The organism is Mesorhizobium hawassense (assembly GCF_003289945.1).
In the GTDB taxonomy this organism is placed as follows: Bacteria; Pseudomonadota; Alphaproteobacteria; order Rhizobiales; family Rhizobiaceae; genus Mesorhizobium; species Mesorhizobium hawassense.
Map to the genome: position 1 here is coordinate 64,982 of NZ_QMBP01000013.1, position 25,915 is coordinate 90,896.

Annotated in this window: 24 protein-coding genes and 1 other RNA gene; 10 read left to right on the plus strand and 15 right to left on the minus strand. The window is 63.8% G+C overall.

Going from position 1 to position 25,915, the window contains the following annotated elements; translation table 11 throughout:
- Positions 1–4 precede the first annotated feature (4 nt).
- Positions 5–2,662, minus strand: a complete 2,658-nt coding sequence (locus DPM33_RS24095; protein WP_112099905.1) for an ATP-dependent helicase — start codon at positions 2,660–2,662, stop codon at positions 5–7.
- A gap of 205 nt (positions 2,663–2,867) precedes the next feature.
- Here DPM33_RS24095 and DPM33_RS24100 point away from each other — a divergent pair, with 205 nt between their 5' ends.
- Positions 2,868–5,183, plus strand: coding sequence for a glucose/quinate/shikimate family membrane-bound PQQ-dependent dehydrogenase (locus tag DPM33_RS24100; protein WP_112099906.1), 2,316 nt, complete (start codon positions 2,868–2,870; stop codon positions 5,181–5,183).
- Between the two features lies 1 nt (position 5,184).
- On the opposite strand, the gene DPM33_RS24105 is transcribed toward DPM33_RS24100, so the two are convergent.
- Complete coding sequence (locus DPM33_RS24105; RefSeq protein ID WP_112099907.1) at positions 5,185–5,619, minus strand: hypothetical protein; 435 nt, start codon at positions 5,617–5,619, stop codon at positions 5,185–5,187.
- Between the two features lie 200 nt (positions 5,620–5,819).
- On the opposite strand from DPM33_RS24105, the gene DPM33_RS24110 reads away from it, so the two are divergent.
- Positions 5,820–6,707, plus strand: a complete 888-nt coding sequence (locus DPM33_RS24110) for a dienelactone hydrolase family protein (RefSeq protein WP_112099908.1) — start codon at positions 5,820–5,822, stop codon at positions 6,705–6,707.
- An 8-nt stretch (positions 6,708–6,715) separates the two neighbouring features.
- On the opposite strand, the gene DPM33_RS24115 is transcribed toward DPM33_RS24110, so the two are convergent.
- The 3 genes from DPM33_RS24115 to DPM33_RS24125 form a co-directional block, all read right to left on the minus strand.
- Positions 6,716–7,159 (minus strand): response regulator, encoded by a 444-nt coding sequence (locus DPM33_RS24115; protein WP_112099909.1) that lies wholly within the window; start codon positions 7,157–7,159, stop codon positions 6,716–6,718.
- Positions 7,156–8,295, minus strand: a complete 1,140-nt coding sequence (locus tag DPM33_RS24120) for a sensor histidine kinase (RefSeq protein WP_112099910.1) — start codon at positions 8,293–8,295, stop codon at positions 7,156–7,158. The genes DPM33_RS24115 and DPM33_RS24120 overlap by 4 nt, the downstream gene beginning before the upstream one ends.
- 144 nt (positions 8,296–8,439) lie before the next feature.
- Positions 8,440–9,363 (minus strand): EamA family transporter, encoded by a 924-nt coding sequence (locus DPM33_RS24125; protein WP_112099911.1) that lies wholly within the window; start codon positions 9,361–9,363, stop codon positions 8,440–8,442.
- An 88-nt stretch (positions 9,364–9,451) separates the two neighbouring features.
- On the opposite strand from DPM33_RS24125, the gene DPM33_RS24130 reads away from it, so the two are divergent.
- A complete protein-coding gene (locus DPM33_RS24130; protein ID WP_112099912.1) occupies positions 9,452–9,928 on the plus strand; it encodes an Lrp/AsnC family transcriptional regulator in 477 nt (158 codons plus the stop codon).
- 27 nt (positions 9,929–9,955) lie between these two features.
- Here DPM33_RS24130 and DPM33_RS24135 read toward each other — a convergent pair whose 3' ends face one another.
- Positions 9,956–10,153 carry a hypothetical protein gene (locus DPM33_RS24135; protein WP_095815615.1) on the minus strand — a complete coding sequence of 66 codons (198 nt, stop codon included), beginning with the start codon at positions 10,151–10,153 and terminating at the stop codon, positions 9,956–9,958.
- 144 nt (positions 10,154–10,297) lie between these two features.
- On the minus strand, positions 10,298–10,783 hold the full coding sequence (locus DPM33_RS24140) for a thioesterase family protein (protein WP_112100038.1): 486 nt from the start codon (positions 10,781–10,783) through the stop codon (positions 10,298–10,300).
- 161 nt (positions 10,784–10,944) lie between these two features.
- Between DPM33_RS24140 and DPM33_RS24145 the strand changes: the two genes are divergently transcribed.
- The gene (locus tag DPM33_RS24145; protein ID WP_112099913.1) at positions 10,945–12,363 is read left to right on the plus strand and encodes an FAD-binding oxidoreductase; all 1,419 of its coding nucleotides are present in this window, start codon (positions 10,945–10,947) and stop codon (positions 12,361–12,363) included.
- 2 nt (positions 12,364–12,365) lie between these two features.
- Complete coding sequence (locus DPM33_RS24150; protein ID WP_167449198.1) at positions 12,366–12,863, plus strand: hypothetical protein; 498 nt, start codon at positions 12,366–12,368, stop codon at positions 12,861–12,863.
- A gap of 29 nt (positions 12,864–12,892) precedes the next feature.
- Here DPM33_RS24150 and DPM33_RS24155 read toward each other — a convergent pair whose 3' ends face one another.
- Positions 12,893–13,861, minus strand: coding sequence for a Dyp-type peroxidase (locus DPM33_RS24155; protein WP_112099915.1), 969 nt, complete (start codon positions 13,859–13,861; stop codon positions 12,893–12,895).
- Between the two features lie 204 nt (positions 13,862–14,065).
- Here DPM33_RS24155 and DPM33_RS24160 point away from each other — a divergent pair, with 204 nt between their 5' ends.
- Positions 14,066–17,992 carry an AsmA family protein gene (locus tag DPM33_RS24160; RefSeq protein WP_112099916.1) on the plus strand — a complete coding sequence of 1,309 codons (3,927 nt, stop codon included), beginning with the start codon at positions 14,066–14,068 and terminating at the stop codon, positions 17,990–17,992.
- A gap of 18 nt (positions 17,993–18,010) precedes the next feature.
- On the opposite strand, the gene DPM33_RS24165 is transcribed toward DPM33_RS24160, so the two are convergent.
- Complete coding sequence (locus tag DPM33_RS24165; protein WP_112099917.1) at positions 18,011–18,445, minus strand: MarR family winged helix-turn-helix transcriptional regulator; 435 nt, start codon at positions 18,443–18,445, stop codon at positions 18,011–18,013.
- Between the two features lie 200 nt (positions 18,446–18,645).
- Between DPM33_RS24165 and DPM33_RS24170 the strand changes: the two genes are divergently transcribed.
- Entirely contained in the window at positions 18,646–20,448 is a 1,803-nt protein-coding gene (locus tag DPM33_RS24170; protein ID WP_112099918.1) for a chloride channel protein, read from the plus strand.
- A 9-nt stretch (positions 20,449–20,457) separates the two neighbouring features.
- On the opposite strand, the gene DPM33_RS24175 is transcribed toward DPM33_RS24170, so the two are convergent.
- From DPM33_RS24175 to DPM33_RS24190, 4 genes are all read right to left on the minus strand, one after another.
- Positions 20,458–20,685, minus strand: coding sequence for a ribbon-helix-helix domain-containing protein (locus tag DPM33_RS24175; protein WP_112099919.1), 228 nt, complete (start codon positions 20,683–20,685; stop codon positions 20,458–20,460).
- 8 nt (positions 20,686–20,693) lie between these two features.
- Positions 20,694–20,891, minus strand: a complete 198-nt coding sequence (locus tag DPM33_RS24180; protein WP_112099920.1) for a DUF4169 family protein — start codon at positions 20,889–20,891, stop codon at positions 20,694–20,696.
- A gap of 8 nt (positions 20,892–20,899) precedes the next feature.
- Positions 20,900–21,430 (minus strand): SspB family protein, encoded by a 531-nt coding sequence (locus DPM33_RS24185; RefSeq protein ID WP_112100039.1) that lies wholly within the window; start codon positions 21,428–21,430, stop codon positions 20,900–20,902.
- Between the two features lie 116 nt (positions 21,431–21,546).
- Complete coding sequence (locus DPM33_RS24190; protein ID WP_112099921.1) at positions 21,547–22,230, minus strand: TetR/AcrR family transcriptional regulator; 684 nt, start codon at positions 22,228–22,230, stop codon at positions 21,547–21,549.
- Positions 22,231–22,442: 212 nt separating this feature from the next.
- Between DPM33_RS24190 and DPM33_RS24195 the strand changes: the two genes are divergently transcribed.
- Positions 22,443–23,648, plus strand: a complete 1,206-nt coding sequence (locus DPM33_RS24195) for a multidrug effflux MFS transporter (RefSeq protein WP_112099922.1) — start codon at positions 22,443–22,445, stop codon at positions 23,646–23,648.
- Positions 23,649–23,870: 222 nt separating this feature from the next.
- Here the strand turns inward: DPM33_RS24195 and ssrA are convergent.
- Positions 23,871–24,231: a transfer-messenger RNA gene (gene ssrA, locus DPM33_RS24200) on the minus strand.
- A 168-nt stretch (positions 24,232–24,399) separates the two neighbouring features.
- Between ssrA and DPM33_RS24205 the strand changes: the two genes are divergently transcribed.
- A complete protein-coding gene (locus tag DPM33_RS24205; protein ID WP_112099923.1) occupies positions 24,400–24,711 on the plus strand; it encodes a DUF2853 family protein in 312 nt (103 codons plus the stop codon).
- Positions 24,712–24,855: 144 nt separating this feature from the next.
- Positions 24,856–25,650, plus strand: a complete 795-nt coding sequence (locus tag DPM33_RS24210) for a thymidylate synthase (protein ID WP_112099924.1) — start codon at positions 24,856–24,858, stop codon at positions 25,648–25,650.
- A gap of 15 nt (positions 25,651–25,665) precedes the next feature.
- Here DPM33_RS24210 and DPM33_RS24215 read toward each other — a convergent pair whose 3' ends face one another.
- Entirely contained in the window at positions 25,666–25,875 is a 210-nt protein-coding gene (locus tag DPM33_RS24215; protein WP_112099925.1) for a TOBE domain-containing protein, read from the minus strand.
- Positions 25,876–25,915: the final 40 nt, after the last annotated feature.

Here is a 25,915-nt window from a genome sequence, read left to right on the forward strand (position 1 = left end):
GAGCTCACACCGGCGCGACGAACCCGTCCAGCACGCGTTTCTGGCCGGCTTTGTCGAAGTCGATGGTGAGCTTGTTGCCGTCGATCGCCGAGATGTTGCCGTTGCCGAATTTCTGGTGGAAGACGCGGTCGCCGACGTTGAAGGCCGACGGCGTGTCGGCAACGGATTTGGCGACCAGCTCGCCCTCGATGGTGCGGCCTTTCACGCTGGTGCGCCCCGCGCCGTAGCCGCTATCAGTCTCGCCATAGCCGATGCGCTCGACCTGGTGGCCGGAGCGGGTGCCCCAGTTTCGGTCGGTCGCCTCGGTGCGGTTGGCCTGGGCGCGCTGCCAGCCGGGCGTGGCATAGGTGTTGGAGAAGCTGCCCTGGTCCTTGGCGCCGATATTGTCGAAGCGCGAGGCGCCATAGGGGTTTTGCCGGCCGCCGCCGCCGCGCCCTGAGGCAAATGAGCCGCCGCCATAGGGATTGCCGTAGCCGCCGTAGCTGTTGCCGGCCTCGGCGATCTCGACATGGGTTTCCGGCAGTTCGTCGAGGAAGCGCGACGGGATCGTCGATTGCCACAGGCCGTGGATCAGGCGGTTGGAGACGAACCAGATGTGCAGGTTCTTCTTGGCGCGCGTCAGGCCGACATAGGCGAGGCGGCGCTCCTCTTCGAGGCCGGAGCGGCCGCCTTCATCCAGCGCGCGCTGATGCGGAAACAGGCCTTCCTCCCAGCCGGGTAGGAAAACCGTCTCGAATTCGAGGCCCTTGGCCGAATGCAGCGTCATGATGCTCACCGCATCTTGCGACTCGCCCTGCTCGGCCTCCATGACCAGCGCCACATGCTCGAGGAAGGAGCGGAGCGATTCATACTCCTCCATGGAGCGGATCAGCTCCTTGAGGTTTTCCAGCCGCCCGGGCGAGTCCGCCGAACGGTCGTTCTTCCACATGTCGGTGTAGCCGCTCTCTTCCAGAATGGTCTCGGCGAGCTCGGTGTGCGGCGTGGTCTCCAGCGCCTTCTGCCAGCGCTCGAAATTGGCCGCGACCTCGCGCAGCGCGGCGCGTGGCTTGGGCTTCAGCTCATCGCTTTCGGCAAGCGTCGCGGCCGCCTCCAGCATCGGGACGCGCAGCGCGCGCGCGGTGTCGTGGATCTGGCGGATGGTGGCTTCGCCGAGGCCGCGCTTCGGGGTGTTGACGATGCGCTCGAAGGCGAGATCGTCGCCGCTGTTGGCGACGACGCGGAAGAAGGCCAGCGCATCGCGGATTTCCAGCCGCTCGTAGAAACGCGGGCCGCCGATGACGCGGTAGTTCAGGCCGAGCGTGATGAAGCGGTCTTCGAAGGCGCGCATCTGGAAGGACGCGCGCACCAGGATCGCCATGTCGTTGAGATTGTGCCGATTCCCTTGTTTATCGGGGCGCTGATAGGCCTCGATAGCGTCGCCTATGGCGCGCGCTTCCTCTTCCGAGTCCCAGGCGGCATGGACATGCACCTTGTCGTCCTCGGGGTCATTTCGGTCGGTGAAGAGCGTCTTGCCGAAGCGGCCCTCATTGTGGGCGATGAGGTGCGAGGCCGCGCCCAGTATGTGCGCGGTGGAGCGGTAGTTGCGCTCCAGGCGGATGATGGTGGCGCCCGGGAAATCCTTGTCGAAGCGCAGGATGTTGTCGACCTCGGCGCCGCGCCAGCCATAGATCGACTGATCGTCGTCGCCGACGCAGCAAATGTTGACTTTGTTTCCGCTCACGGCCGCGCGCTCGCTCCACTCGCTGGCCTCCGCGGGGGCGGCCTGACCGGCCGACGCCCGGTCGGGCTTGCGGCCTTCGGCCGACGGGGCGCGCCCAGCGCTGGGTCTCTGCGCCAGCAGCCGCAGCCACATGTACTGCGCGGTGTTGGTGTCCTGGTATTCGTCGACGAGGATGTATTTGAATTTGCGGTGGTATTCCTTCAGCACGTCCGGATAGGCGCGGAAGATGCGGATCGGATGGTAGAGCAGGTCGCCGAAGTCGCAGGAATTCAGCGTCTGCAGCCGCTCCTGATAGGCCTTGTAGAGCTGGCGGCCCTTGCCGTTGGCGAAGCTGCGCGCGTCGCCCTCGGCAATCTCGTCGGGCCCGAGGCCCTTGTTCTTCCAGTTGTCGAGCATCTGGGCGAAGGTCTTGGCCGGCCAGCGCTTGTCGTCCAGCCCTTCGGCCTGGATCAATTGCTTGATCAGCCGCACCACGTCGTCGGTGTCGAGGATGGTGAAATCGGATTTCAGCCCGGCGAGCTCGGCATGTCTGCGCAGCAGCTTCACGCCGATCGAGTGGAAGGTGCCGAGCCACGGCATGCCCTCGACATTGCCTTCGCCGATCAGATGGCCGATGCGCTGCTTCATCTCGCGCGCCGCCTTGTTGGTGAAGGTGACGGCGAGGATTTGCGACGGGAAAGCCCTGCCGGTGGCAAGGATGTGGGCGATGCGGGTGGTCAGCACCCGCGTCTTACCGGTGCCGGCGCCGGCCAGCACCAAAACCGGACCTTCGGTAGTTTCCACCGCGAGCCGCTGCTCCGGGTTCAAACCTTTCAGATAATCGGGCGCGCTGTTCTGGCCGCTGCGCGCCGCCATGGCGCGCGCGGCTATGCCGGATGGGGCCGCCGCCGGCCGCGCATTCGGTTCATCGAAAAAAGGCATGTCCTCGGAAAAGCCCGACATCGCTCCCGAATGTAGTGATTCGGCAGCGAAAGGCCAGAACTGTCTACGTTTTGTTCTAGTTTCGCGTGTCCCGGGCCAACTTGACAGCCGGGGCGGGCAGGGGAAAGCTGGCGACAGGGCAGGGACGGCATGCCGTTACCTGAAAGCCGCTTCAGACTTTTCCTGGAATTGCTCGAAAGCGTGCAACAGTCGAAGGAGTATCATCTTGGCTGTGACCATCACCTCCCTCGTCCTCTTCCTCATCGGTCTCATTCTCGGCGGTGGCGGCATCTGGCTCGCGGTGCTGGGCGGCAGCTGGTATTACCTGATCGCCGGCCTGGTCTTCCTGATCACCGCCTGGCTGCTGTTCCGGCGCAGGTCGACCTCGCTGTGGCTCTACGCGTTCCTCGTGCTTGCCACGCTCTGCTGGGCGGTCTGGGAAATCGGCTTCGACTGGTGGCAGCTCGGTCCACGCGGCGGCGTCATCGTGCTCATCGCGCTGTGGCTGCTGACACCAGGGGCAAGACGCGGCTTGCGCGGGCCGGACGCGCGCGCGCCGCTGATCCTGGCCGTGCTCGCCTCGCTTGCGGTCGCCGGCTATTCGATGACGGCCGATCCCAAGGATATCGGCGGCACGCTCGGCACCGACAAGGTGACGACGGCGGCCAATCTCGGCGGCGACATGCCGACCAGCGAGTGGCACTTCTACGGCCGCACGCCATTCGGCCAGCGTTACTCGCCGCTCGATCAGATCACGCCCGACAATGTCGCCAAATTGCAGCCTGCATGGACCTACCGCACCGGCGATGTGAAAGGCCCCGACGATATCGGCGAGACGACCTATCAGGTGACGCCGCTGAAGATCGGCGATGCGCTCTTCATCTGCACGCCACATAATTTCGCCATCGCCATCGATGCTGCGACAGGCAAGGAAAAGTGGCGCTACGACCCGAAGATCAAGCTCGATCCCAACCGCCAGCACCAGACCTGCCGCGGCGTATCCTACTATGCCGACGCCAAGATCGCCGCCGGCCAGCCATGTGCGGCGCGCGTCTACCTGCCGACCTCCGATGCCCGGCTCATCGCGCTCGATGCCGCGACCGGACAGCTTTGTCCGTCCTTCGCCGAGAGCGGCATGCTGAACCTGATGGCCAACATGCCCTATCCGAAGTCGGGCTATTACTATTCGACCTCGGCGCCGCTGATCGTCGGCGGCAAGATCATCGTCGGCGGCGCTGTCAACGACAATTACTCGACCGAGGAGCCGTCGGGCGTCATCCGCGCCTTCGACGTCGATAGCGGGGCGCTGCTGTGGAACTGGGATTCCGGCAATCCGGATGTGACGACGCCACTGCCAGCCGGTCAGACCTATACCCACAACTCGCCCAACATGTGGTCGACCGCCAGCGCCGACGAGAAGCTCGGCCTGCTTTACGTGCCGCTCGGCAACCAGACACCAGACCAGCTCGGCATGAACCGCAGCGCCAATGTCGAGAAATTCTCCTCCTCGATCACCGCGCTCGACCTCAACACCGGGCAGCTGCGCTGGGTTCGGCAGACGGTGCATCACGACCTGTGGGACATGGACGTGCCGGCGCAGCCGTCGCTGGTCGACATCACCACGGCCAACGGCGTGGTGCCGGCGCTGGTCGGGCCGACCAAGCAGGGCGATCTCTATGTACTCGACCGGCGAACCGGCGAGCCGATCATTCCGGTGAAGGACGTGCCGGCGCCCGGCGGCGCGATCGAGGGCGATCATGCCTCGCCGACGCAGCCGGCGTCCGATCTTTCGTTCAATCCGAAGCCGCTGACCGGCGCCGACATGTGGGGCATCACCATGTTCGACCAGTTGGCGTGCCGGATCGAACTGAAGAAGCTGCGCTATGAGGGGCGCTACACGCCGCCTTCGCTGCAGGGCTCGCTGATCTATCCCGGCAATTTCGGCGTCTTCAACTGGGGCGGCGTCGCGGTCGATCCGGTGCGGCAGGTGATGTTCGGCATGCCGACCTATCTCGCCTTCACCTCGAAGCTCATTCCGCGCGCGGACGTGCCGCCACCCGGCGACAACACCAAGGGCAGCGAGCAGGGGCTGAACCGCAACGAGGGCGCGCCTTACGCGGTGGTGATGGGGCTGTTCCTGTCGCCGCTCGGCATTCCCTGCCAGGCCCCGCCCTGGGGCTATGTCGCCGGCGTCGACCTCAAGACGGGAAACATCGCCTACAAGCACCGCAACGGCACCGTCTACGACATGACGCCATTGCCTCTGCCGCTCAAGGTCGGGGTTCCGGGCATCGGCGGGCCAATGATCACGGGGGGCGGCGTCGCTTTCCTGGGCGCCGCGGTAGACGATTATCTGCGCGCCTACGACCTCACCACGGGCAGGCAGCTCTGGCAGGCGAGGCTGCCGGCGGGCGGACAGTCGACACCGATGACCTATGCTGTCGCCGACGGCCGCCAGTTCGTCGTCATCGTCGCCGGCGGCCACGGCTCGGTCGGCACCAAGCCGGGTGACTATGTGATGGCCTACACGCTGCCGAAGTAGTTCAAAGCCCGAGATGGCCTCTCAGGCTCGGCACCTGGTCCAGCACCTGGTTGGTCAGATCGGGGCCGGCGGCGGCTTCAGCCTGCTTGATCAAGGTCTCGCCGGCCTGGCGGATTTGCGCCATGTCGAGGCCGGACTCTTTAAGCGCCGCGATGCCGTTGATGAGCGCGCCGGCCTTTTCGCCGAGCACGCCGCCAAGCGCGCCCTGCAGCGACGACAACAGGCCGCCGCCCGAACCGGCCGCGCCGGCGGCCATCACATTGTATTTCTGCGCCAGCGCGTCCGCGCCGGGGATCTGGGCGAAGAAGGACGAAACGCTGGTGCCTTCGGCCTCGTGCTCGAGCACGGAAAAGATGGTGCCGACGACCTTCTCGGTGGTGGGCTCATCGAGCCCTGCCTCTTGCGAAACGGTGTTGACGATGTCCTGGACATTCATGGCGTTTCCCCTTTCGTCCTTTGGATCAAAGCTGCACCGGCAGCTTTCCTCCCTAATGTGACAGCCCCATCAAGGCTTTCGGAAATGACCAAAATGTGATGAGCGAGGCGCGGCTCTCCGGATCGTCATCGCCGCGTGACTGGACCGTATGGAACTCCACCCTATGTTGCGGATCAAGCCGCCCAATCATCGAGAGAGCCATGACCGAATTCGTTGCCAAGCCCGTCATCACGCAGGCGATGATCGATGCCTATGACGAATATACGCATCTGACGCTCGACCGGCGCCGCTTCATGGAGCAATTAACGAAGCTGGCGGGATCGGGCGCCGCGGCGGCCGCGATCGCGCCGATGCTGGCGGCGAATTCGGCCCAGGCGGCGATCGTTGCAGAGAACGATCCGCGCGTTAAGGGCGAGGACATCACCTATCCCGGTTCAAGCGGCGAGATGAAGGCCTATCTGGTCAGGCCGGCCGGCCAGTCCGGCAAGCTCGGCACCGTCATCGTCATCCACGAGAACAGGGGTCTCAACCCGCATATCCGCGATGTCGCCCGGCGCGTGGCGCTGGAGGGATTCGTGGCGCTCGCGCCGGACTTTCTGTCGCCGCTCGGCGGCACGCCGTCCGACGAGGACAAGGCGCGCGACATGTTCGGCAAACTCGATGCTGCCGAGGTCGCGGCCGACGGCGTGGCGACGGTCGCCTATCTCAAGGGCCTCAAGGAGGGCAACGGCAAGGTCGGGGCGGTCGGCTTCTGCTGGGGCGGCGGCGCGGTGAACCAGCTTGCCGTCCACGCGCCCGACCTTAGCGCCGGCGTCGCCTATTACGGCATGCAGCCCAAAGCGGAGGATGCCGCGAAGATCAAGGCACCGCTGCTGCTGCACTATGCCGGCCTCGACAGCAGGACAAATGCCGGCATCGATGCCTACAAGAAGGCGCTCGACGCCGCGCATGTCGAATATACGGTCCATGTCTATGACGGCGCCAACCACGCCTTCAACAACGACACCTCGGCCGCGCGCTATGACAAGAAAGCCGCCGATCTCGCCTGGGGGCGGACCGTCGCGTTTCTGAAAGACAAGCTGGCCTGACGGTTTCGTCAGGCAGGCGCCCAGACCGTCGCGAAGGCCGGGGACAGGGTGAATCCGGTTGGCAAGGCCGAGGATGGAGGCGGGCGCCGCACGCCTTCCTGCAGATAGCGCAGGGCCGACATCAGGCCGTTCATCGTGTAAGGCTTCGAAATCACGCCGACCGCGCCTGCGAAGTTCTCGGGAATGCGTTTCGGATTCGCAGTCATGAACACGACCATCGGCTGGCCGGACCGCCGAATATGCTCGGCGACGTCCAGTCCCGTCGGACCGTCCGAAAGATGGATGTCGACAAAGGCGATGTCGGCCGCGCTGGCGTCAACCATCGTTTTCGCTTCGTCCGACGACATGGCCCAGCCGACGACCCTGTGGCCCGCTTCCTCGATCAGGCTTTCCAGTTCCATTGCCAGAAGCGCTTCGTCTTCGACGATGAGTACTTTCAGTGGCTCGCTCATGGCGCGTCCCCTTCGTGTTGAGGCCCGTTCGGCATTTTTATAACAACTTGCGTACCCGGACTTGTGTTCCGCCATTCGACATCGGCGTGAAGCTGACGGCCGAGTTGCCGGATGAGCCTCATGCCGAAGGTGCCGTCGCCTGCGTTCCCGTCCATGCCGGCGCCATCGTCGGACACTTCGATGATCAGATGCCCGTCCGGTTGGCTCATCTTGACGCCGATGCTGCCCGGCATCGTTTCGTCCCTGAAGGCATGCTTCAGCGCATTGGTGACGAGCTCGTTGACGATCAGCGCCACCGGTGTCGCCTTGTCGGCTGGAACGACGATCGGCTCCAGGTCGAGTTTCGAACTGATCTGCGACCGGCCGGAAGCGGCAAGCAGGTCGGAGACGAGGTCCCTGGCGAAATCCGAGACGTCGAACTTGCTCACATCCTTCGACTGGTAAAGCCTGCGATGCACGGTGCTCAGCGCCTCGATGCGTTCCAGCATCGTGGTCAGGGAGTTTTTGACGGCCTCGTCGCTGATGGTGCGGCTCTGCATCAGGATCAGCGACGAAATCATCTGCAGGTTGTTCTTCACGCGGTGGTCGACCTCATGCAGCAGCGCGGTCTGCGTTTCGAGCGCGGCTTCGAGTTCCCTGGTACGCTCCTTCACGGCTTCCTCGAAGCGCTCCTTGTCGGCGGCAATGCGCCGTTCGGACAGCTTGCGGTCGGAAACGTCGAGCTGCGAGGCAAAGAAAAACAAGAGCTCGCCTTTGTCGTTGGAGACGGGACTGAGATAGAGCGCGTTCCAGAAGGTGGAACCGTCCTTTCGGTAATTCAAAAGGTCGATGCTGATGTCGGTGCCGTCGGCGACCGCCGCGCGAACCTCAGCCACGGCTTCCGCATCCGTCTCGGGGCCCTGTAGGAAACGGCAGTTCCTGCCGATGATTTCATCGCGAGCATAGCCGGTCAGCCGCAGGAACGAGTCGTTCGCAAAGACGATCGGATTGTCCGGCTTTCGCGGATCGGTGATGATCATCGACATGCGCGTGGCCCGAATGGCCGCTGCAAAAGGATCGCCCTTGCCCTGCTCGGCGTGCAGATCATCCGTCATGTGCCAGGCGTCTGGCGATTCCCTTGTACGGTTTCCGTCCATTGTTCAACTCCAAGCCAGTATTCGCCGCCACAACGGCGCTGGCTTGGAATTGGTTCAATCCCGGGTTTTGTTGCCGCGGGAGGAAAAGTGAAGGAACAAAATCGCTGTTTTTGTAAGCGCTTGAGCGGAAGTTGTTTTTCTAACCTAATGCGGCATTGGCCTATGCATGGCGACGCCGACGATCACCATTGCGATACCTGCGCAGCCGTTGATGTCAGGCAACTGGCGCAGAACGATGACGCCGATGAGCGTTGCCGTCAGCGGCAGCAGCGACAGCATCAGCGCGAAGCTCGCGCGCGGCAGTCTGGCCATCGCAAGCTGGTCGCAGACGTAAGGGATGACCGAAGAGCAGACGCCGACGCCGATCGCGGCGATGAGCAGTTGCGGCGACGAGAAGGCCGGCAGCGCCTCGCGGAAGCCGATCGGCAATACCACAAGGAACGCAATCGCCATGGCCGTGCCGAGGCCGGCAATGCCGATGCCAGCCCGGGCGACGCGGTGTCCGATCACGATGTAGCCGACGAACAGGGCGCCATTCAGAAAGGCCCAGAACAGGCCGATTGGATCGCTCGACCATTTGACGTCGATGAGCAGCAAGGTGCCGGCAACGGCAATGGCCAGCGCCGCGACATTGCGCCGGCTGCGCAGGCCGACGAGCGCCACCGCGATCGTGCCTACGAATTCGATCGCCGCCACCAGCGAAATCGGGAGCCGGTCGAGCGCCAGATAGAACGAACAGTTCATCACCGCCAGGCAGGCTCCGAAGGCCAGCAGCAGGAGTTGATTGGCGCGCTCGGCGCGGGCGAAAACGCGCCAGGGTCTGGTCAACGGGGCGAAGATGAGAGCGGCTGTGGCGATGCGCAGCCAGGCCATGCCGAGCACGCCGACCTGGTCGAAAAGCAGCACCGCGAAGGCCGGTCCGAGATAATGGAACACCGCGCTGATGCAGAACCAGACATGCGGCGGCAACACGTCGGCCAATCCAGCGGGGCCGGCAAGGGCAGGGCGCGCGGTCCCGGTATCATCGGAGGCCTGCTTTGCGGCTGGAATTTGCGTTTGATCGTTCATGCCCGCATTATCGCAGGCGAAAATCGCCAGTTACATGTATGATCGGTAGTTGGGCAGGTTAATTTCTTTCTGATGGAAGAGAAAAAAGTTGAAAAGCCTTCGAAATGAAAATGCCGATCTGGATGCGATGGATCTGAAAATCCTGCGGCTGCTGGAAAAGGATGCGCGCATTAGCACGGCGGAACTGGCGCGCGCGGTCGGGCTGTCTGCGCCGAGCGTCGCGGAGCGCATCCGCAAATTGCAGGAGAGCGGCGTGATCGAGGCCTATACGGTCAGGATTAATCCGGCGGCGCTCGGGCTGAAATTGTCGGCATGGCTGAGGATCAGGCCGGTGCCGGGGCAGCTTTCGGTGGTGGCGGACATCATCCGCGACTTGCCGGAAATCGCGCAATGCGACCGGGTGACCGGCGAGGACTGCTTCATCGCACTCGCCCATGTCGGCTCGGTAGGCGAGCTCGAGCGCGTGATCGACCGGATCATTCCCTATGCGATGACCAACACCGCGATCATCCAGTCGTCACCGATCGAGCCGCGCTCGCCGCTCGGCGGGTTCAGACAGAAGTGATGGAGCAGCGATAGGGGGTAAAACGGATCAGGCGTGGCCGCGCCTCATGCGCGCCTGGGTCAGAATCGCGCGCCAGCGGATCATGTCGAACGGAATCGGTTCGTTGTTGTTGGCGATGTGGAAGATCTCGTTGTTGACGTTCTTCAGCGATCGCCAGAAATCATAGTCGGTGATGCGTGGATCGGCCGCCAACCGCTCCACTTCGACCTTGATGTCGGTTTTCATGCACTGTCCTCGCACCGCATTCCGCCAGCCGCCCGCGCGCAACCCGGTACGGCGGTTTTCGAACGCGTCACCGAGTCGTTCAACAGACTCACGTGACTTGTTCACGTTAAAACCTTGGTAAGGTTAACGCGGGCGCGGAGGTTTTCAAGCGCTCTTGCGTTTGATGCCGATCGAGCGGCCGGCGCGCTCCGGCATCGGCAGTCCGGCATGGGCGGCGCGCATGGCCTCGACCTCGGCCATCACTTCGGCGGGGAAGGGGGCCACTCTCGGTCCTTCCATGTCGACATGCAGCGACAACGATTCGGAGGTCGCCGCCAGCCAGCCGTCGACGTGACGGATTTCCTGGTAGGCGCGCAGCCGCTTCTCGTCATGGTCGATGAGCTGGAACGAGACGTTGACCTTGTGGTCGAGATGCAGCTCCTGCACGTAGCAGACATGAACCTCGGCCGTGTAGATGGTGAGGCGCCGCTCTTTGGCGTAGTTCGGCCCCATGCCCATCAGCTCGAACGCCTGGTCCGAACAGCGGTCGAACAGCACGTTGTAATAGGCCATGTTGAGATGGCCGTTATAGTCGATCCATTCCTTCTCGATCGCCATTGGGCCGGAGATGATCGGAGCGGGGATCGTCATTTTGGTTTCCTTGTCGCTGGACAGGCGTCGCCAGTAAGGGTTCTCGTCGTTCTGGCGCAATTGCCGACGGAAAACTGCTTCACACTTTTCCTGGAATTGCTTTAGGCATCATCCATAGCTGCATTACAAGGGTGGCCACTGGTCCATTCGCGGAGGAATTCATGGCTTTGAGCGACCTCAACCCGGTCGAGCGCAACGAGGAAGGCATCGCCGCGGTGCTCGGCATCCTCAAGCAGCAATTCGGCGAGCGCTTCCAGACCGGCGAGGCGATCCGCGGCCAGCATGCGCACACCACCACCTATATCCCGACCCAGGCGCCGGACGGCGTTGCCTTCGCCGAGACGGCGGCGGAAGTGCAGGAGATCGTGCGCGCCTGCGCTGCCCACCGCGTGCCGGTGATCGCCTTCGGCGTCGGCTCCTCGCTCGAAGGCCATACCAACGCGCCGGGCGGCGGCATCTCCGTCGACACCTCGCGCATGAACCGCATCCTGTCGGTCAATCCGCAGGACCTCGACTGCACAGTCGAGCCCGGGGTGACGCGCGAGGATCTCAACCGGCATCTGCGCGACACCGGCCTATTCTTCCCGATCGATCCCGGCGCCAATGCCTCTCTGGGCGGCATGGCGGCGACGCGCGCCTCCGGAACCAATGCGGTACGCTACGGCACGATGCGGGAAAACGTGCTGTCGCTTACCGCCGTGATGGCCGACGGCGAGACGGTGACGACCGGCAAGCGCGCGAAGAAAAGCTCGGCCGGCTACGACCTGACGCGGCTTCTGGTCGGCTCGGAAGGCACGCTCGGCATCATCACCTCGCTGACGCTGAGGCTACAGGGCATCCCGCAGGCGATCTCCGGTGGCGTCTGTCCCTTCCCCAGTCTGGAGGCGGCCTGCAACACGGTGATCGCGACCATTCAGATGGGCATCCCGGTGGCGCGCATCGAACTGGTCAACGCGCTGCAGATGCGGGCGATGAAGAATTATTCCAAACTCGACTATCCGGAGAGCCCGTGCCTGTTCGTCGAGTTCCATGGCAGCGACGCCGGCGTCGCCGAACAGGCCGAGACCTTCGGCATGATCGCCGAGGAGCAGGGCGGTGGGCCGTTCCTCTGGACCAGCGTCGCCGAGGAGCGGACAAAACTCTGGAAGGCGCGGCATGACGCCTATTGGTCGTCGCTGACGCTGCGTCCTGGCGCCAAAGGGCTTTCGACGGACGTCTGCGTGCCGATCTCGCGGCTTGCCGAATGCGTCACCGAGACCGAGGCAGACATTGCCGAGATGGGGCTGGTAGCACCGATCGTCGGTCATGCCGGCGACGGCAATTTCCACGTGCTGGTGCTGATGGATGTCGACAATCCGGATGAGATTGCGCTGGCCGAAAAATTCGTCGCCAGGCTCAACATGCGCGCGATCGCCATGGAAGGCACCTGCACCGGCGAACATGGCGTCGGCCAGGGCAAGGTGGGTTTCCTGCGCCACGAGCTCGGCCATGGCGTCGATGTCATGCGCACGATCAAAAAGGCGCTCGATCCGCTCAACATCATGAACCCGGGCAAGATCTTGCCGGGCGTCGGCCACTAGGAATGTCATCGGCTGAAAGCCTAGTGCCCGTCGACCTGCCGTCATCGTCGGCTGGCGCTTCATTGCCGCATGTTTTCGCGGATGAAGAGCGGCTGTTGATCGCCTACATCGTCAACGTTCCGGATCCGTCTTTTGACGGCACCAATCCGCGCTCGATTTCGGCACGTACGGAGGGGGAGACCGTCGCAATCCTGACGGTGGCCCCTTATGTCGCACTCCAATTCGGCCCGCCGAACGACGAGGCCCTGAGCGGGCATCGGCTTTACGCGCTCGGCCTGCAACACTATTCCGCGTTCGAAGTCGTCAATTCGTCCTGGGTTGCCTCTTTGGAAGAGGCGAACCGGGTTCACCCGCGCCATATGCCGGAACTGTTTTCAGGCCGGCGGCACTTCATTCTCACCTTCCATGATTCGACCCTGGAATTCATAGCTAGAGATTTCCAGTTAAGCCTGCGAGAAGGATCGGTGCTGAAGGCTTTGATCGCAGCGGTGAACGGCTGATCGCCGGGCCGCAGCGCGCCTGCGGCCGCTTATTCTTGTGCTCCTTCCACAAGCTTCTGTAGCATGGGCCGTGTCGGCGCGAAGAAGGTCGTGCCGGTGTGCGGGGTGGAGAAGTCGAGCAGCCGGTCGTAGGCGCCGGGCGGCTCGCCGACATACATGCGCTGCAGCATCTTTTCGATCACCCACAGATAGCGCGTGTAGCCGATGAAATAGGTGCCGAACTCGTTCTGCCCCGGGCGGCCGAACGGCATGTTGTCGCGCAGGATGTCGAATTCATTGCCGGCGTCGTCCTCGATCGTGGCCAGCGACTTGTGCGACTTGCGCGGCTTGTCGTCGTCATCGATCTCGATGTTGTCGATCTTGGTGCGGCCGATGATCTCTTCCTGGACATGCGTCGGCGTTTTGCCCCAGGCGGCCATGTCGTGCAGGTATTTCTGCACCACGACATAGCTGCCGCCGGCAAAGTCGTCATCCTCGTCGCCGACCAAAGCGGAGGCGGGCAGGTCGAGGCCAGTCGGATTGGCGGTGCCGTCGACGAAACCGAGCAGGTCGCGCGCGTCGAAATAGCGGAAGCCCGAAACCTCGTCGACGACGGTGACGCTGCCGCCAAGACTGTCGAGCAGGATGCGCTCGAATTCGAAGCACATGTCGGGCCGTTCGGCGCGGATGTGGAAGAGGAGATCGCCGGGCGTTGAGGGCGCCGAATGGACCGATCCCTTGACCGGCGCGAAGGGCTTCAGCTCAAGCGGCCGTCGGTCCGGCGAAAGGCGCGCCCAGAGGCCGGCGCCGATGCCGGCGATGCAGGACAGCCGGCCGGACAGGTCGCGGAAGCCGACATTCTTGACCAGGTCGTCCAGCGCGCCGAGCACCGAAGCCACTTTCGAGAGAGATGCGTTATCGCTGCCAACCGTGGCGACCAGGAAAACAGCCGCCGAGGAGAGCGGCGCATCGACGCTCTGCGCATCGATCGGCACTCTGTCCCAGTTTTTGCCTGACATGGGGAATGCTCCGTGCTGGGTTGAGATGCGACGGCCAGGGACATGACCGCTGGGGCGAGATCGTCGGGAAAAAGATATCGCGAGCACGAGCGGTCGCGCAACAGCGGACATTGCCGGTAACTATTGGCAGTCGCTAATGGAATTGCCTCTTTATCGACACGCGGATGCGGGTAGAGTGCGGCTGACTTTCGACTTGGGAAACAGATGCTCGCCCGCCTGTTCGTGATCTTCGGTGGCCTGTTCGTGCTGGTGCTGTGCGCCGCGCTGGTGGTGCCGTATTTCATCGACTGGACGGGTTACCGGAGCGATTTCGAGCACGAGGCCAGCGCCATCCTTGGCCGCAAGGTGACGGTGAAGGGCGATGCGACGGCGCGGCTGTTGCCGTTTCCCTCGGTGACATTCTCCAATGTCGAGGTCGCGGGCGGGCCCGAAGGCCAGCCGGCGATGACGGCCGAGACCTTCTCCATGGATGCGGAACTGGCACCATTCCTGCGCGGCGAGGTGCTGATCTTCGACATGCGGCTGGTGCACCCCAGGGCGACCATCGACGTTGCCGGCAACGGCACGGTCGATTGGGCGCTCCGGCCCTCGGCGCCGTTGGATCCCGGCCAGATCGCGATCGAAAAGCTGACCATAACCGAAGGGCAGGTCGAGCTGCGCCATGCCGCCGGCGGACGCCGTCACCTGATCTCCGAGATCAACTCGACGATTTCCGCCAAAGCGCTCATCGGACCCTGGCGCATGGACGGAACGCTGCGGTTCGATGGCATGCGCACGGACGTGTCGGCTTCCACCGGCAAGCTCGAGGCCGACGGCCAGATGCGGCTCAGGCTGAAGGCGGATCCCGACGCCTATCCGCTGATCATCGAAACCGACGGCAATGCCGGCATCGTCAAGGGCGCGGCGGTCTACTCCGGCCAGTTCAAGATTTCGGGCGCCGACCGGAATTCGGCCGAGCTGCGCGGCAATGACGGCGAGCCGGTCAAGATCAGCACCGGCAAGCCCGATCCAGGCTTCCGGTTCAACGGCAAGTTCGCGCTCGACCACCAAAAACTCAATGTCGACGAGTTTCGTTTCGAGACCGGGCCGCTCGACAATCCCTACACCGCCGATGGCAAGGCCTCGGTCGATCTAGGCCTGAAGCCGCATTTTGCCGTCGAGGCGAGCGGCGCGCAGGTCCAGTTCGACGAGGCCGTCGGCGGCGCCGCCGGATCGGGCTTTACGCTCGACCAGCGCATCGCGGCCTTCGAGCAGACGCTGCAGCACATGCCGAAGCCGACGATACCCGGCACGCTCGAAGTCAGGCTGCCGGCGGTGGTGGCGGGCGACACGACGGTGCGCGACGTGCGACTGTCGGCCGAGCCGGTCGAGGGCGGCTGGTCGGTCAAGTCGCTTGCCGCGACGCTGCCTGGCCGCACGACGCTCGAAGCCGACGGCATGCTGAGTGTCGAGGACCATTTCGGCTTCACCGGTTCGTTGCTGCTAGCCGTCGGGCAGCCTTCCGGCTTTGCCGCCTGGCTGTCGAAAGATGTCGACGAGGCCATCCGCCGGCTGCCCGCGGCAGGCTTCAAGGCCAAGGTCGATCTCAGCGAGAACCGGCAGTCCTTCAGCGATCTCGAGCTCATCCTCGGCAAGGCGAAATTCGCCGGCAGCATCGATTCCAGCCAGCCGGACGGCGCCAAGCCATCGGTGCTGATGCGGCTGACCGGTGGCGAGATGGACCTTGACGGGCTCGCTGCCTTCGCCTCGATCTTCATTAGCGACAAGGGCGCCAACCGCTTTTCGGATCGCGATCTCGATTTCCAGATCAAGGCAGGGCCGGTCAGCGCCGTCGGGCTCACCGCCGACACGGTCGATACGGCGCTGCGGCTGCGTGAAGGCCTGCTCGAGATCGACAGACTGTCGATCGGCGGCCTCGCCGGCGCCTCGATCAGCGCTACCGGCCGGGTCAAGGATTTCCCCCAGAGCCCGACCGGCAAGCTCAGCGCTTCCGTCGTGGCGGTGGACCTGAAACCGCTGATCGACGTCGCGGCCCAGCATTATCCCGACAATGCCGGGCTCAAAGGACTGGCCAGCCGCGCGGCCGCCTATCCCGAACTGTTCCAGGACGCGCGCATCGATCTGTTGACCAGCGCCGCCGACAATGGCGACGGTAGCACAGGGCTGGCGCTCTCCGCCCAGGGCAAGGCCGGCGGCTCGGCCTTCTCGGCTTCGCTTTCCGGCAAGGGAACGGCGGACAAGCTCTCCGAGGCGCCGGTAGCGATCACCTTCAACGCCCGCAACGACAATGCCACGACGCTGCTTGCGCTTTACGGGCTGCCGGCGCTGCCGCTCGGCATGCTCGGCCACGCCAGCACCGACATCTCGGCGAAAGGCTCGGTCGCCGGCGGTCTCGCGACCAGCTTCAACCTTACGGCCGACGACTTCAAAGCGAGCTTCGACGGAACGGTCGCCGAGACGGAGCAAGGCCCAACCGCCAAAGGCAAGCTCAATCTCGACGCCGCCGACATCGAGCCATGGCTGATGACGACGGGCGTCGGCCTGCCCGGCATGGGAACCGGCACGTCGACATCGCTGGCCGCCGACGCCGATTTCGGCAACGGGCTTCTGGTGCTGAGCGGCCTGACAGGGTCGATCAACAAGGCGGCAGTGTCCGGTGACGTCAACATCGACGCCAAGGACGGGCTGCCACATCTTGCCGGAGCGCTGGCGCTCGACGAACTCGACCTCGATCCGCTGGCGGTCTCGCTGTTCGGCGACCAGTCCTTCGCTCCCGCCAAGGGCGGATGGCCGACGACGCCGTTCAGCCAGAAGTCGACCCTCCCGTTCAACGCCGACCTCGATCTCAACACGTCGTCGCTCGCCGTCGGGCCATTCGCCACGGCGCATGACGCTTCATTCTCGCTGAAGCTCGACGGCGAAGGCATCCACGTCTCCGACCTCAAGGCGAAGCTCTACGGCGGCGATCTGACCGGGCTGTTCGACCTCAAGAACACGGAGGGCACCGGCCTGTTCTCCGGCCAGATGCGGCTCGCCGGCGGCGATCTTTCCGCCGGGCTTCCCGGCGCCGGCATCGGCGGCGGTGGCGACCTTTCGGCGGCGCTGTCGACCAGCGGCAAATCGGTCGATGCCATGATCGCCGCCCTGTCGGGATCCGGCACCGCGGCGCTGAAGGGATTGAAGGTGGACGGCATCAATCCGGACGGCTTTGCCGCCATGATCGCCAAGGCCGACGTGATCGGACGCGACATCGACGCGGCGAAGACGGCGGACTTCGCGCCGCAAATCGCCGGGCAGGGCAGCTTCGCCGCCGGCGATGTGGATGTGGCCTTCACCGTCGCCAACGGCACGGTGCGGGCGCCGCCGATCAGCCTCGACAATTCCGGCGCGACGTTGTCCGCCGACGTGACGGCCGATCTCAACACCAGCACCGTCACGGCAAAAGGGGCGCTGACCTATCGTCCCGGCGACGAGGCGCTGGTCGGTTCCGAACCGGCCGTCAATTTCAGCTTGGCCGGACCGCTCGGGGCGACCGCGCTTCAATTCGACAGCGGTCCACTGGCGCAGTTCCTGACGCAGCGCGCGTTGGAGAAGGAACAGCAGCGGGTCGAGGCGATGCAGGCGGCGCTGCTGGAGAAGCAGCGGCTGCGGCGCGAAGTGCGCTATTACGCGTCGCTGCAGACCGAGCGCGAGAACGCGGCCGAGGAGTTGCGCCGGCAGGAGGAAGAGGCGCGGCAGAAGGCCGAGGCGGAAGCCAAGGCGAAAGCCGAAGCGGAGGCGCAGGCAAAGGCTGAAGCCGACGCGAAGGCCAAAGCGGACGAAGAGGCGAGGGCCAAGGCGGAAGCCGACGCCAAGGCCCAGGCCGAGGCGGACGCCAAAGCCAAGGCCGATGCGCAGGCGCAGGCCGAGGCCGAGCAGCGAGCCGCGGACGAGGCCGCCAAGGCGCAGGCAGCGGATCGGAAGAGGGCGGAGCAGGCCAAGCTGGAAGCGGAGCGCAAGGCGGCTCAGCAGGCGCCTAAGGCCGACCAGTCGCTACCCGGCGTCAACGACGGCTCGAGTCCGGCGCCGGCGAAGCCGAAGGCCAATCCGTTCACCATCGACAATCTGTTGAAGTCGCTCGACGGCGGTTGAGCTTATCCAGAGCGCGCTCTAGGACTCTTCCTGACGCGAGAGCAGACGTCGCAGCATCGGCTCGATGCGCGAAAGCTCGTCGAGATGCGCGGCCGACAAGTCGGCCAGGTGATCGTCCGCCAAAGGGGTGAGCTGCAGCAGTACGCGCCGGTGATCGTTCTTGTCCTGATCGCGGGTGACCAGGCCCGCCTCGGCAAGGCGGTTCACCAGTTCCACAGCGCTGTGATGGCGGATGCGTAGCCGTTCCGCGAGATCGCCCACCGCCACCGGTCCGCCGTCCGGAAATCCCTTGATCGCCAGCAGCGCCTGGTGCTGGCGGGGCGTCAGGCCGGCCTCATTCGCCTGGATCTGGCTGAATTCGAGGAAGCGGCGGATCAGATATCGGAACTGGGAGAGCCGCTGGTAGTCGGCCTGGCTGATGGCTGGACGGGGTTTCTTCGGCGGAGACGTCATTTTTCGACTTATGGCTGTTTCCCGTTAAAGCTCAACTCTTTTGAAAGCGCGGGTGAAGGGTCGAGGCTGACGCGATCCTTGTCCAAAATGACGCGGATCGATGATCGAAAACGGGCTTGAAGCATTATATCGTATTACGATATGAAACCACCGAAAACAGGGCGACCCCTTTGCGCCGCCAGAAAGCCCGGGCTCCCACAATGAAATCCGCTAACGCCGGCAACGGTCATCTTCGCGACTTCACGACCGATCCTCGCGTGCTCGTCATCGCCGCCATCGCCGTCGTGGTCGCGACCGCCGGACTGTTCGCCGGCATCGTGCTGTTGAAGCTCATCCGGCTCGCCACCAACATCGCCTATTTCGGCCAGTTCTCGCTGGCCGAACTGAGGCTCGCGGACACGCCGCTTGGGCTTGCCGCGGTAGTCGTGCCGGTGGTCGGCGCGCTGATCATCGGCCTTATGGCGAGGTTCGGCAGCGAGAAGATCCGCGGCCACGGCATTCCCGAAGCGATCGAGGCGATCCTGCTCGGGCGCTCGCGGCTCGACGCCAAGGTCGCGGTGCTGAAACCGCTGTCGTCGGCGATCTCGATCGGCTCGGGCGGACCGTTCGGCGCCGAAGGCCCGATCATCATGACCGGCGGCGCCATCGGCTCGCTGATCGCGCAGATGCTGCCGGTCAGCGACAATGAGCGCAAGACGCTGCTGGTCGCGGGCGCGGCCGCCGGCATGACGACGGTGTTCGGCACGCCGATTGCGGCCATCATGCTTGCCGTCGAGCTGCTCCTGTTCGAATGGACGCCGCGCAGCTTCATTCCGGTCGCGGTCGCCGCGATCGTCGCCGAAGTCGAGCGCACCTTGCTGCACCTGCCGGGACCGATCTTTCCGTTCTCGGGGACCATGGAGGCATCGGTCACCGGGCTGGGTGGCTGGGTGCTGATCGGTATCTGCGCCGGGCTGCTTTCAGGCCTGCTGACGCAATTGGTCTATGCCTGCGAGGACGCTTTCCTGAAGCTGCCGATACACTGGATGTGGTGGCCGATGATCGGCGGCCTGGTGGTCGGGATCGGCGGTCTGATCGAGCCGCAGGCGCTTGGCGTCGGCTACGACAACATCGCCGACATGCTCGACGGCCGCACGGTGGCCACCGCCGCGCTGCTGCTTCTGGTGGTGAAGGCCATCATCTGGTCGGTCGCGCTGGGGTCCGGGACCTCGGGTGGCGTGTTGGCGCCGCTGCTCATCATGGGCGGCGCGATGGGCGCGGTGCTGTCGGGCATCCTGCCCGAAGCGAGCCCCGGCTTTTGGCCGCTGCTGGCGATGGCGGCGACCATGGGCGGCACCATGCGGGCGCCGCTGACCGCGACCTTCTTCGCCACCGAGCTCACCGGCAACACGCATGTTCTGGTGCCGCTGATCGCGGCCTGCGCCACCGCCCATGCGGTGACCGTGTTGTTGATGAAGCGCTCGATCCTGACCGAGAAAGTGGCGCGGCGCGGGCATCACATCATTCGCGAATACCGCGTCGATCCCTTCGCGCTGACCAGGGTGCGCGAAGTGATGACGACCAGGGTCGAGAGCGTGCCGGCGACGATGACGCTGCATGGCGCTGCAACCTTCCTGACCGCGCCGGACACGCGGCATCCGAGCTTCCCGGTGATCAATGAAGCGGGACATGTGCTGGGGGTCATTGATCCGCCGGCGATCCTGCGCTGGCGTCGTAACGGCAAGCATCGCAAGGCGACGCTCGGCCAATTGCTGGCCGGCAGCAAGATCACGCTGGCGTACCCGGACGAATATTTGGAGGCGCTTTCCGACAAGCTGCTTTTAGCCAATGTCTCGCATCTGCCGGTGGTCTCGCGCGAGGACGAACGGCTCGTCGGCTATATCGGCTGGAAAGACATGATGCGGGTGCGGTCGAAAAAGCAGGCGGAGGAGCGCGACCGCACCGCCTTGCTCAGCTTCGGCGCCAAGCGCGAACCGCAACAAAGCGTCGGCGATCCGGCTTAAAAACCATTCTCAGGACGTCGCGCCGCCGCGCTTTGCCCAGGCGAGCACGTAGAGCCGCAGCGCGGACGACAGGTTCGCGTCGCGGGTGCGCGTCTCGTCGATCTCGGCGACCAACGCCGCGAGCGACAGCGAGCGCTCGGCGGCGATGGCGATGAGATCGTCATAGAAGGGCTGTTCCAGGGAAAAGCTGGTGCGGTGACCGCGGATCGTTACCGAACGTTTTTCGACCGCGGCCATTGCAGCACTCAGCGCTTGCCGGGATCGTCGGGTTTTTCACGGCGGTGGCCGGCGACGAAGTTTTCGGTCTTTTCGGATGTCAGGCGGTCACGCTCGCGCTCCGCCTTCGAGCGGCCAAAGAGGACCCGGTTCTCGCCGGCCTGGCGTTCTTTCTCGATGCGAGCTTTCTGCTTGCGGGCCTGGCGGAGATTGATGATCTCGCCCATGGTACCGCCTACTTCTTGCGGAAGGAGTCGAGCGAAACGACGTCGGCGCCCTTGCCGCCAGTCTCGGCGACCGCCGGCTTCTTCTCGGCCTCGGCAGCCTTCTTCTTCGTTTCGGCCTTCTTCTCGGGCACGACCGCGATCGGTTCGGCGACTGGAGCCGCGGCCTCGTCTTCGACGCCCTCCGTCTTGACGTCGAATTCGAGTTCGAAATTGACCGACGGATCGTAGAAGCCGCGCACGGCGGAAAAGGGGATTTCGAGCTTTTCCGGCACGTCGGAGAAGGAAAGCCCGACCTCGAAGCCGGCATCCGTCACCTTAAGGTCCCAGTACTGGAACTGGATGACGATGGTCATCTGCTCGGGATAGCGCTCACGCAGCCTGGACGAGATGCGCACGCCCGGCGCGCCGGTCAGGAAGGTGATGAAGAAATGATGATTGCCCGGAAGGCCGGTGCGCGCGACTTCGGCCAGGACCTTGCGCATGACGCCGCGCAGAGCCTCCTGGGCCAGAATGTCGTAGCGGATGTGGTCGTCGGCCATGTGATGGTCGGATTCCGTTGAATCGTCCGCATAGCTGTAATCAAGCTTGGGCGCGGCGTAAACCGCATATAGGCGCAAAGCCGTGAGGCCAAGAGGGGTGTCGGCGATTTGATCGCTCAGGCGTGAACGAGCGCCGCCGGTTTGCCGGCTGGCAATTTCTTCCTGCCGAAGGCGCTGAGAAAGGTCCGCACGCCGTTTGTGGCGGAGCGCAGCACCTCTTCCTCGGTCGGCGTGCCGCCCAGCATGAAGGTGATCTGAAGCTCGGCATTGACGAGGGCGAGGAACTGACGCGCGGCGACGTCCGGATCGCCGATCGACAGGTGACCGGCGAAGGCAAGCCGGGCGAAACGGGCGGCAAGCGCCGACCATGTGCGGCCCGGACCCTGTTCGCGCCATTCTGCGAACAGTTCCGGGTAACGTTCGCCTTCGGCCTGGATCAGCTTGCGCAGGAAACGGCCGTCGCGGTTGCAGATGCAGTTGCGGTTCATGCGCACCGCAAAGGCGATCAGGTCGGATTCGAGATCGGCGGGCTGGTCGGGGAAGGTTGCGATGGTGGCGAAGATGCCGGCATTGCAGCGCTCGGTCAGGTCGCGCACGACGGCGACGAAGAGTTTTTCCTTGTCGCCATGATGGTTGTAGACGGTCTGCCGCGACACGCCCGCCGCGGCCGCGATCAGGTCGATATTGGCGCCGGCATAGCCTTCCCGGCAGAAAACAGAAGCAGCAGCGTCGACCACCGACACGCGCTTGGCCTCATGGCTGCGTGGCGGGAAAGTGTCAGGAGAAACGCCGTGCTTCATGAAAATCTATATAGCGGTGATTGACGAATTGGACAAGGCTGTCTAAATTTGTGGACACAACAAACGGAAATCCGCACTTACGGGGCGAAGAAATTTGTCCTCACGAGACGAACAAGTTCGCTCTTGAACGTAGGATTTCCGCGGGATGGAACGTCCTGGGTTCAAACGCCGGTCTTTCGCGGCAGCAACCAGATCCGAAAAAGAGCCTTATCATGAGTCCCAAATTCCTCCGCATCGCGGTCGTGCTCGGCTTGTTGTCCGCAATCGGCCCGTTTGCGATCGATATGTATCTGCCTGCGCTGCCTTCCATCGGCCAGGACCTGCATGCCGGCACCGCCGCCGTGCAGATGAGCCTTCTGATCTTCTTCCTGTCGATGGGTTTCGGCCAGATCGCGGTCGGGCCGATCTCCGACATGGTCGGACGCAAGGTGCCGCTTTACGCTGGTCTGGCGCTGTTCATGGTCGGCGGCGTCGGCTCGGCCATGGCGCCCAACATCGAGTGGCTGATCGCTTTCCGCTTCCTGCAGGGCCTCGGCGCCAGCGCCGGCATGGCCATTCCGCGCGCCATCGTGCGCGATCTGCATACCGGCAACGAGGCCGCCAAGCTGATGTCGCTTTTGATGCTGGTGTTCTCGGTCTCGCCGATCCTCGCGCCGCTGACCGGCAGCCAGATCATCGAAAGCTTCGGCTGGCGCGCCGTATTCTGGACGGTGACGGGCGCGGCTGCACTGGCCACGATACTGCTCGCCACTTCGCTCAAGGAGACACGGTCGGCCGAGGAACGAGCCAACTCGTCCTTCGGCACGGCTTTGGCCGGCTACCGGCATCTGATGGGCGATCGAAATTTCCTCGGCCTTGTCGCGATCGCCGGTTTCGGCATCGCGAGCTTCTTTGTCTATCTGTCGAGCTCGTCTTTCATCCTGATCGACCATTACGGCCTGTCGCCGTCGGTCTACAGCGTGTTCTTCTCGATCAACGCGGTTGCCTTCATCGGCATGTCGCAGCTGACCGGGCTGCTCGCCGATCGCTTCGGACTGAAGCGCGTCGTCTGGGTGGCGGTGACCGGCTATGCCACGGTGATGGTGGCGCTGTTCGCGATCATGGCGTCCGGCGTCGACCGGCTCGATGTGATGGCGGCGCTGCTCTTCGTCGGCTACGGCTTCCTTGGCCTGGTCATTCCGACCACCTCGGTGCTGGCGATGGAAGAGCATGGCGAGATCGCCGGCACGGCCTCGGCGCTGATGGGCACGCTGCATTTCGCCATCGGCGCGCTCGCCATGGGCGTCGCCGGAATCTTCTTCGACGGCACGCCACTGCCGATGGTGGCCGGCATCACGCTCTGCGCGGTGATTTCCTTCACGCTGGCCAAGCTCACGCTCGGCCGCGCGCGCGAAGCGGTCGAAGCACCGGCGGAGTAAGTTATCGCCGACAAGAATAGGAAAGGCCGGGTTGATCCCGGCCTTTTTCGTTTCAGGCCCTTCACTACCCGCGCAACCGGAGCCGCATCTTCGTTCGCGGCCTGTTATCCCATCGATAGTCCCCGTTTGAGAACAGCCGCGTTTGACCGGCCTTGCCGCTGCCATCAAGCGCCGGACGAGCCTTGGCCGTTCGGTTAATGGGGAAGAATTAAAACGGGGAAAGGTGGAGGTTTCTGTTGCCAGGTACCTCCGAACCCCGCCTAGAAGTGCGAACCGCTAGGACTTGATTTGAAGCGTTCGCGCCGCATTAAGCAGCGAGACGAGCTTCCGCATAGTTGTCGTTGGCAACTATAAGTTTAGCCCGATGACGGTGGTACAATGCCGGGCAAAAGTACGATCTTTACACCTTCGTCGATCCTATTTCGCCCCCAGCAAAAGCCGCTCCGTCAGCCAGAGCGGTTTTTGGTGGAGGCGCCGGGTACCGCCCCCGGGTCCGAACGGCTTATTTCATCGCCTGTTTATCGCCATAGTCGGTCAAGCCGACGAAGCGAATATAGGGAGCGATGACGGAAAAAGAAAGGCCAAACCGGCGCTTATCCGGTTATGCCAAACTGCGCAGCCAAGGGTTGACTTGCGCGCTGACACAATCAAATCTCGCCCACGGTGAGGAGTATCTGACCTAGCGCACAAGTTGCGCGACGCGCCGCAACCCTCATCGACCGGATCCGCGGCGCCGACGAGGGGAAGTTTGATGGCCGACTATCTAGCGGACGTGAAGAAATACGACGCCGGCGCCAGCGCCGACGCGGTCGACAAGATCGTCAAGCATCTGGGCATTGCGCTCAGGAACCGCGATTCCTCGCTGGTATCCTGCACCGACCCGAAGGAACTCGACCGCGTGCGGGAGAACTGGATCGGCAAGAAGCTCGGCGTCGCCGATGCCGCCAAGGCCAACGCGTCGATCGAGAAGACCTGCAAGGCGATGCATGCGGACAACACCAAGAGCCGCGTGACCTTCTATTATCTGGTCGCCAAAGACCTCGGCAAACTCGGCTCGCTATAAGGCGTAGCCATCCGGCAGCCGGCGCGAAACCGCGCCGGCGCCGTGGGTTTCCTAATGCGGTCCACATCTGCCGCCTGCTTTGCGGTGTTCGATTGGCTGCCAGTCGGGTATGATCGCCTGTAAGCCCGAATCGAGGCAGAGTTGATGCGCCAATATCTCGACCTTTTGAAGCATGTGCTGGAGAATGGCGCCGACCGCGGCGACCGCACCGGAACCGGCACGCGCTCGGTGTTCGGCTACCAGATGCGTTTCGACCTGTCGCGCGGCTTTCCGGTCACCACCACCAAGAAGCTGCATCTGAAATCGATCATCCACGAGCTTTTGTGGTTCCTGGCCGGCGACACCAACATCAAATATCTCAACGACAACGGCGTCAGCATCTGGGACGAGTGGGCCGACGAGAACGGCGATCTCGGCCCGGTCTACGGCAAGCAGTGGCGTTCATGGCCGGACGGCCATGGCGGCGAGATCGATCAGATTGCGAATCTTTTGAAGGAGATAAGCAAGAATCCCAATTCGCGCCGGCTGATCGTCTCGGCCTGGAATCCGGCCGAGGTCGAGGCGATGGCGTTGCCGCCCTGCCACTGCCTGTTCCAGTTCTATGTCTCGCAAGGCCGGCTCTCCTGCCAGCTCTACCAGCGCTCGGGCGACATATTCCTCGGCGTGCCGTTCAACATCGCGTCTTATGCCCTGCTCACCATGATGGTAGCGCAGGTTACCGGACTGAAGCCCGGCGACTTCGTCCACACGCTTGGTGACGCGCATCTCTATTCGAACCATTTCGAACAAGCGCGCGAGCAGATGCGTCGCACGCCCAAGGCCCTGCCGACGATGTGGATCAATCCGGAGGTGAAGGATCTCTTCGCGTTCCGTTTCGAGGATTTCCGCCTCGAAAATTATTTTGCCGACGCCAACATCAAGGCGCCGATAGCGGTATGAGTCAGCCTCGCCGGCTCAGTCGATGCCGACCATGACGTCCGAGGCCTTGATCACCGCATAGACCTGCTTGCCTTTTTCGAGCGTGAGGTCGGCGACCGCCTCGTTGGTGATCGACGCGGTGAGGATGGCGCCGCCGCCGATGTCGATCCTGACATGCGAGGTGGTGGCTCCCTTGACGATATCGGCGACCTTGCCCTTGAGGATGTTGCGGGCGCTGATCTTCATGCGTCTCTCCTTTGAGCCTCGCTGTGCCGTCTCGCACTCA

Excerpts from the sequence above, each read along its gene's own strand:
- DPM33_RS24095 (WP_112099905.1), bottom strand. The coding sequence starts at position 2,662 with ATGTCGGGCTTTTCCGAGGACATGCCTTTTTTCGATGAACCGAATGCG.
- DPM33_RS24105 (WP_112099907.1), bottom strand. The coding sequence starts at position 5,619 with ATGAATGTCCAGGACATCGTCAACACCGTTTCGCAAGAGGCAGGGCTC.
- DPM33_RS24110 (WP_112099908.1), top strand. The coding sequence starts at position 5,820 with ATGACCGAATTCGTTGCCAAGCCCGTCATCACGCAGGCGATGATCGAT.
- DPM33_RS24115 (WP_112099909.1), bottom strand. The coding sequence starts at position 7,159 with ATGAGCGAGCCACTGAAAGTACTCATCGTCGAAGACGAAGCGCTTCTG.
- DPM33_RS24120 (WP_112099910.1), bottom strand. The coding sequence starts at position 8,295 with ATGGACGGAAACCGTACAAGGGAATCGCCAGACGCCTGGCACATGACG.
- DPM33_RS24125 (WP_112099911.1), bottom strand. The coding sequence starts at position 9,363 with ATGAACGATCAAACGCAAATTCCAGCCGCAAAGCAGGCCTCCGATGAT.
- DPM33_RS24135 (WP_095815615.1), bottom strand. The coding sequence starts at position 10,153 with ATGAAAACCGACATCAAGGTCGAAGTGGAGCGGTTGGCGGCCGATCCA.
- DPM33_RS24140 (WP_112100038.1), bottom strand. The coding sequence starts at position 10,783 with ATGACGATCCCCGCTCCGATCATCTCCGGCCCAATGGCGATCGAGAAG.
- DPM33_RS24145 (WP_112099913.1), top strand. The coding sequence starts at position 10,945 with ATGGCTTTGAGCGACCTCAACCCGGTCGAGCGCAACGAGGAAGGCATC.
- DPM33_RS24150 (WP_167449198.1), top strand. The coding sequence starts at position 12,366 with ATGTCATCGGCTGAAAGCCTAGTGCCCGTCGACCTGCCGTCATCGTCG.
- DPM33_RS24155 (WP_112099915.1), bottom strand. The coding sequence starts at position 13,861 with ATGTCAGGCAAAAACTGGGACAGAGTGCCGATCGATGCGCAGAGCGTC.
- DPM33_RS24160 (WP_112099916.1), top strand. The coding sequence starts at position 14,066 with ATGCTCGCCCGCCTGTTCGTGATCTTCGGTGGCCTGTTCGTGCTGGTG.
- DPM33_RS24165 (WP_112099917.1), bottom strand. The coding sequence starts at position 18,445 with ATGACGTCTCCGCCGAAGAAACCCCGTCCAGCCATCAGCCAGGCCGAC.
- DPM33_RS24170 (WP_112099918.1), top strand. The coding sequence starts at position 18,646 with ATGAAATCCGCTAACGCCGGCAACGGTCATCTTCGCGACTTCACGACC.
- DPM33_RS24175 (WP_112099919.1), bottom strand. The coding sequence starts at position 20,685 with ATGGCCGCGGTCGAAAAACGTTCGGTAACGATCCGCGGTCACCGCACC.
- DPM33_RS24180 (WP_112099920.1), bottom strand. The coding sequence starts at position 20,891 with ATGGGCGAGATCATCAATCTCCGCCAGGCCCGCAAGCAGAAAGCTCGC.
- DPM33_RS24185 (WP_112100039.1), bottom strand. The coding sequence starts at position 21,430 with ATGGCCGACGACCACATCCGCTACGACATTCTGGCCCAGGAGGCTCTG.
- DPM33_RS24190 (WP_112099921.1), bottom strand. The coding sequence starts at position 22,230 with ATGAAGCACGGCGTTTCTCCTGACACTTTCCCGCCACGCAGCCATGAG.
- DPM33_RS24195 (WP_112099922.1), top strand. The coding sequence starts at position 22,443 with ATGAGTCCCAAATTCCTCCGCATCGCGGTCGTGCTCGGCTTGTTGTCC.
- DPM33_RS24205 (WP_112099923.1), top strand. The coding sequence starts at position 24,400 with ATGGCCGACTATCTAGCGGACGTGAAGAAATACGACGCCGGCGCCAGC.
- DPM33_RS24210 (WP_112099924.1), top strand. The coding sequence starts at position 24,856 with ATGCGCCAATATCTCGACCTTTTGAAGCATGTGCTGGAGAATGGCGCC.
- DPM33_RS24215 (WP_112099925.1), bottom strand. The coding sequence starts at position 25,875 with ATGAAGATCAGCGCCCGCAACATCCTCAAGGGCAAGGTCGCCGATATC.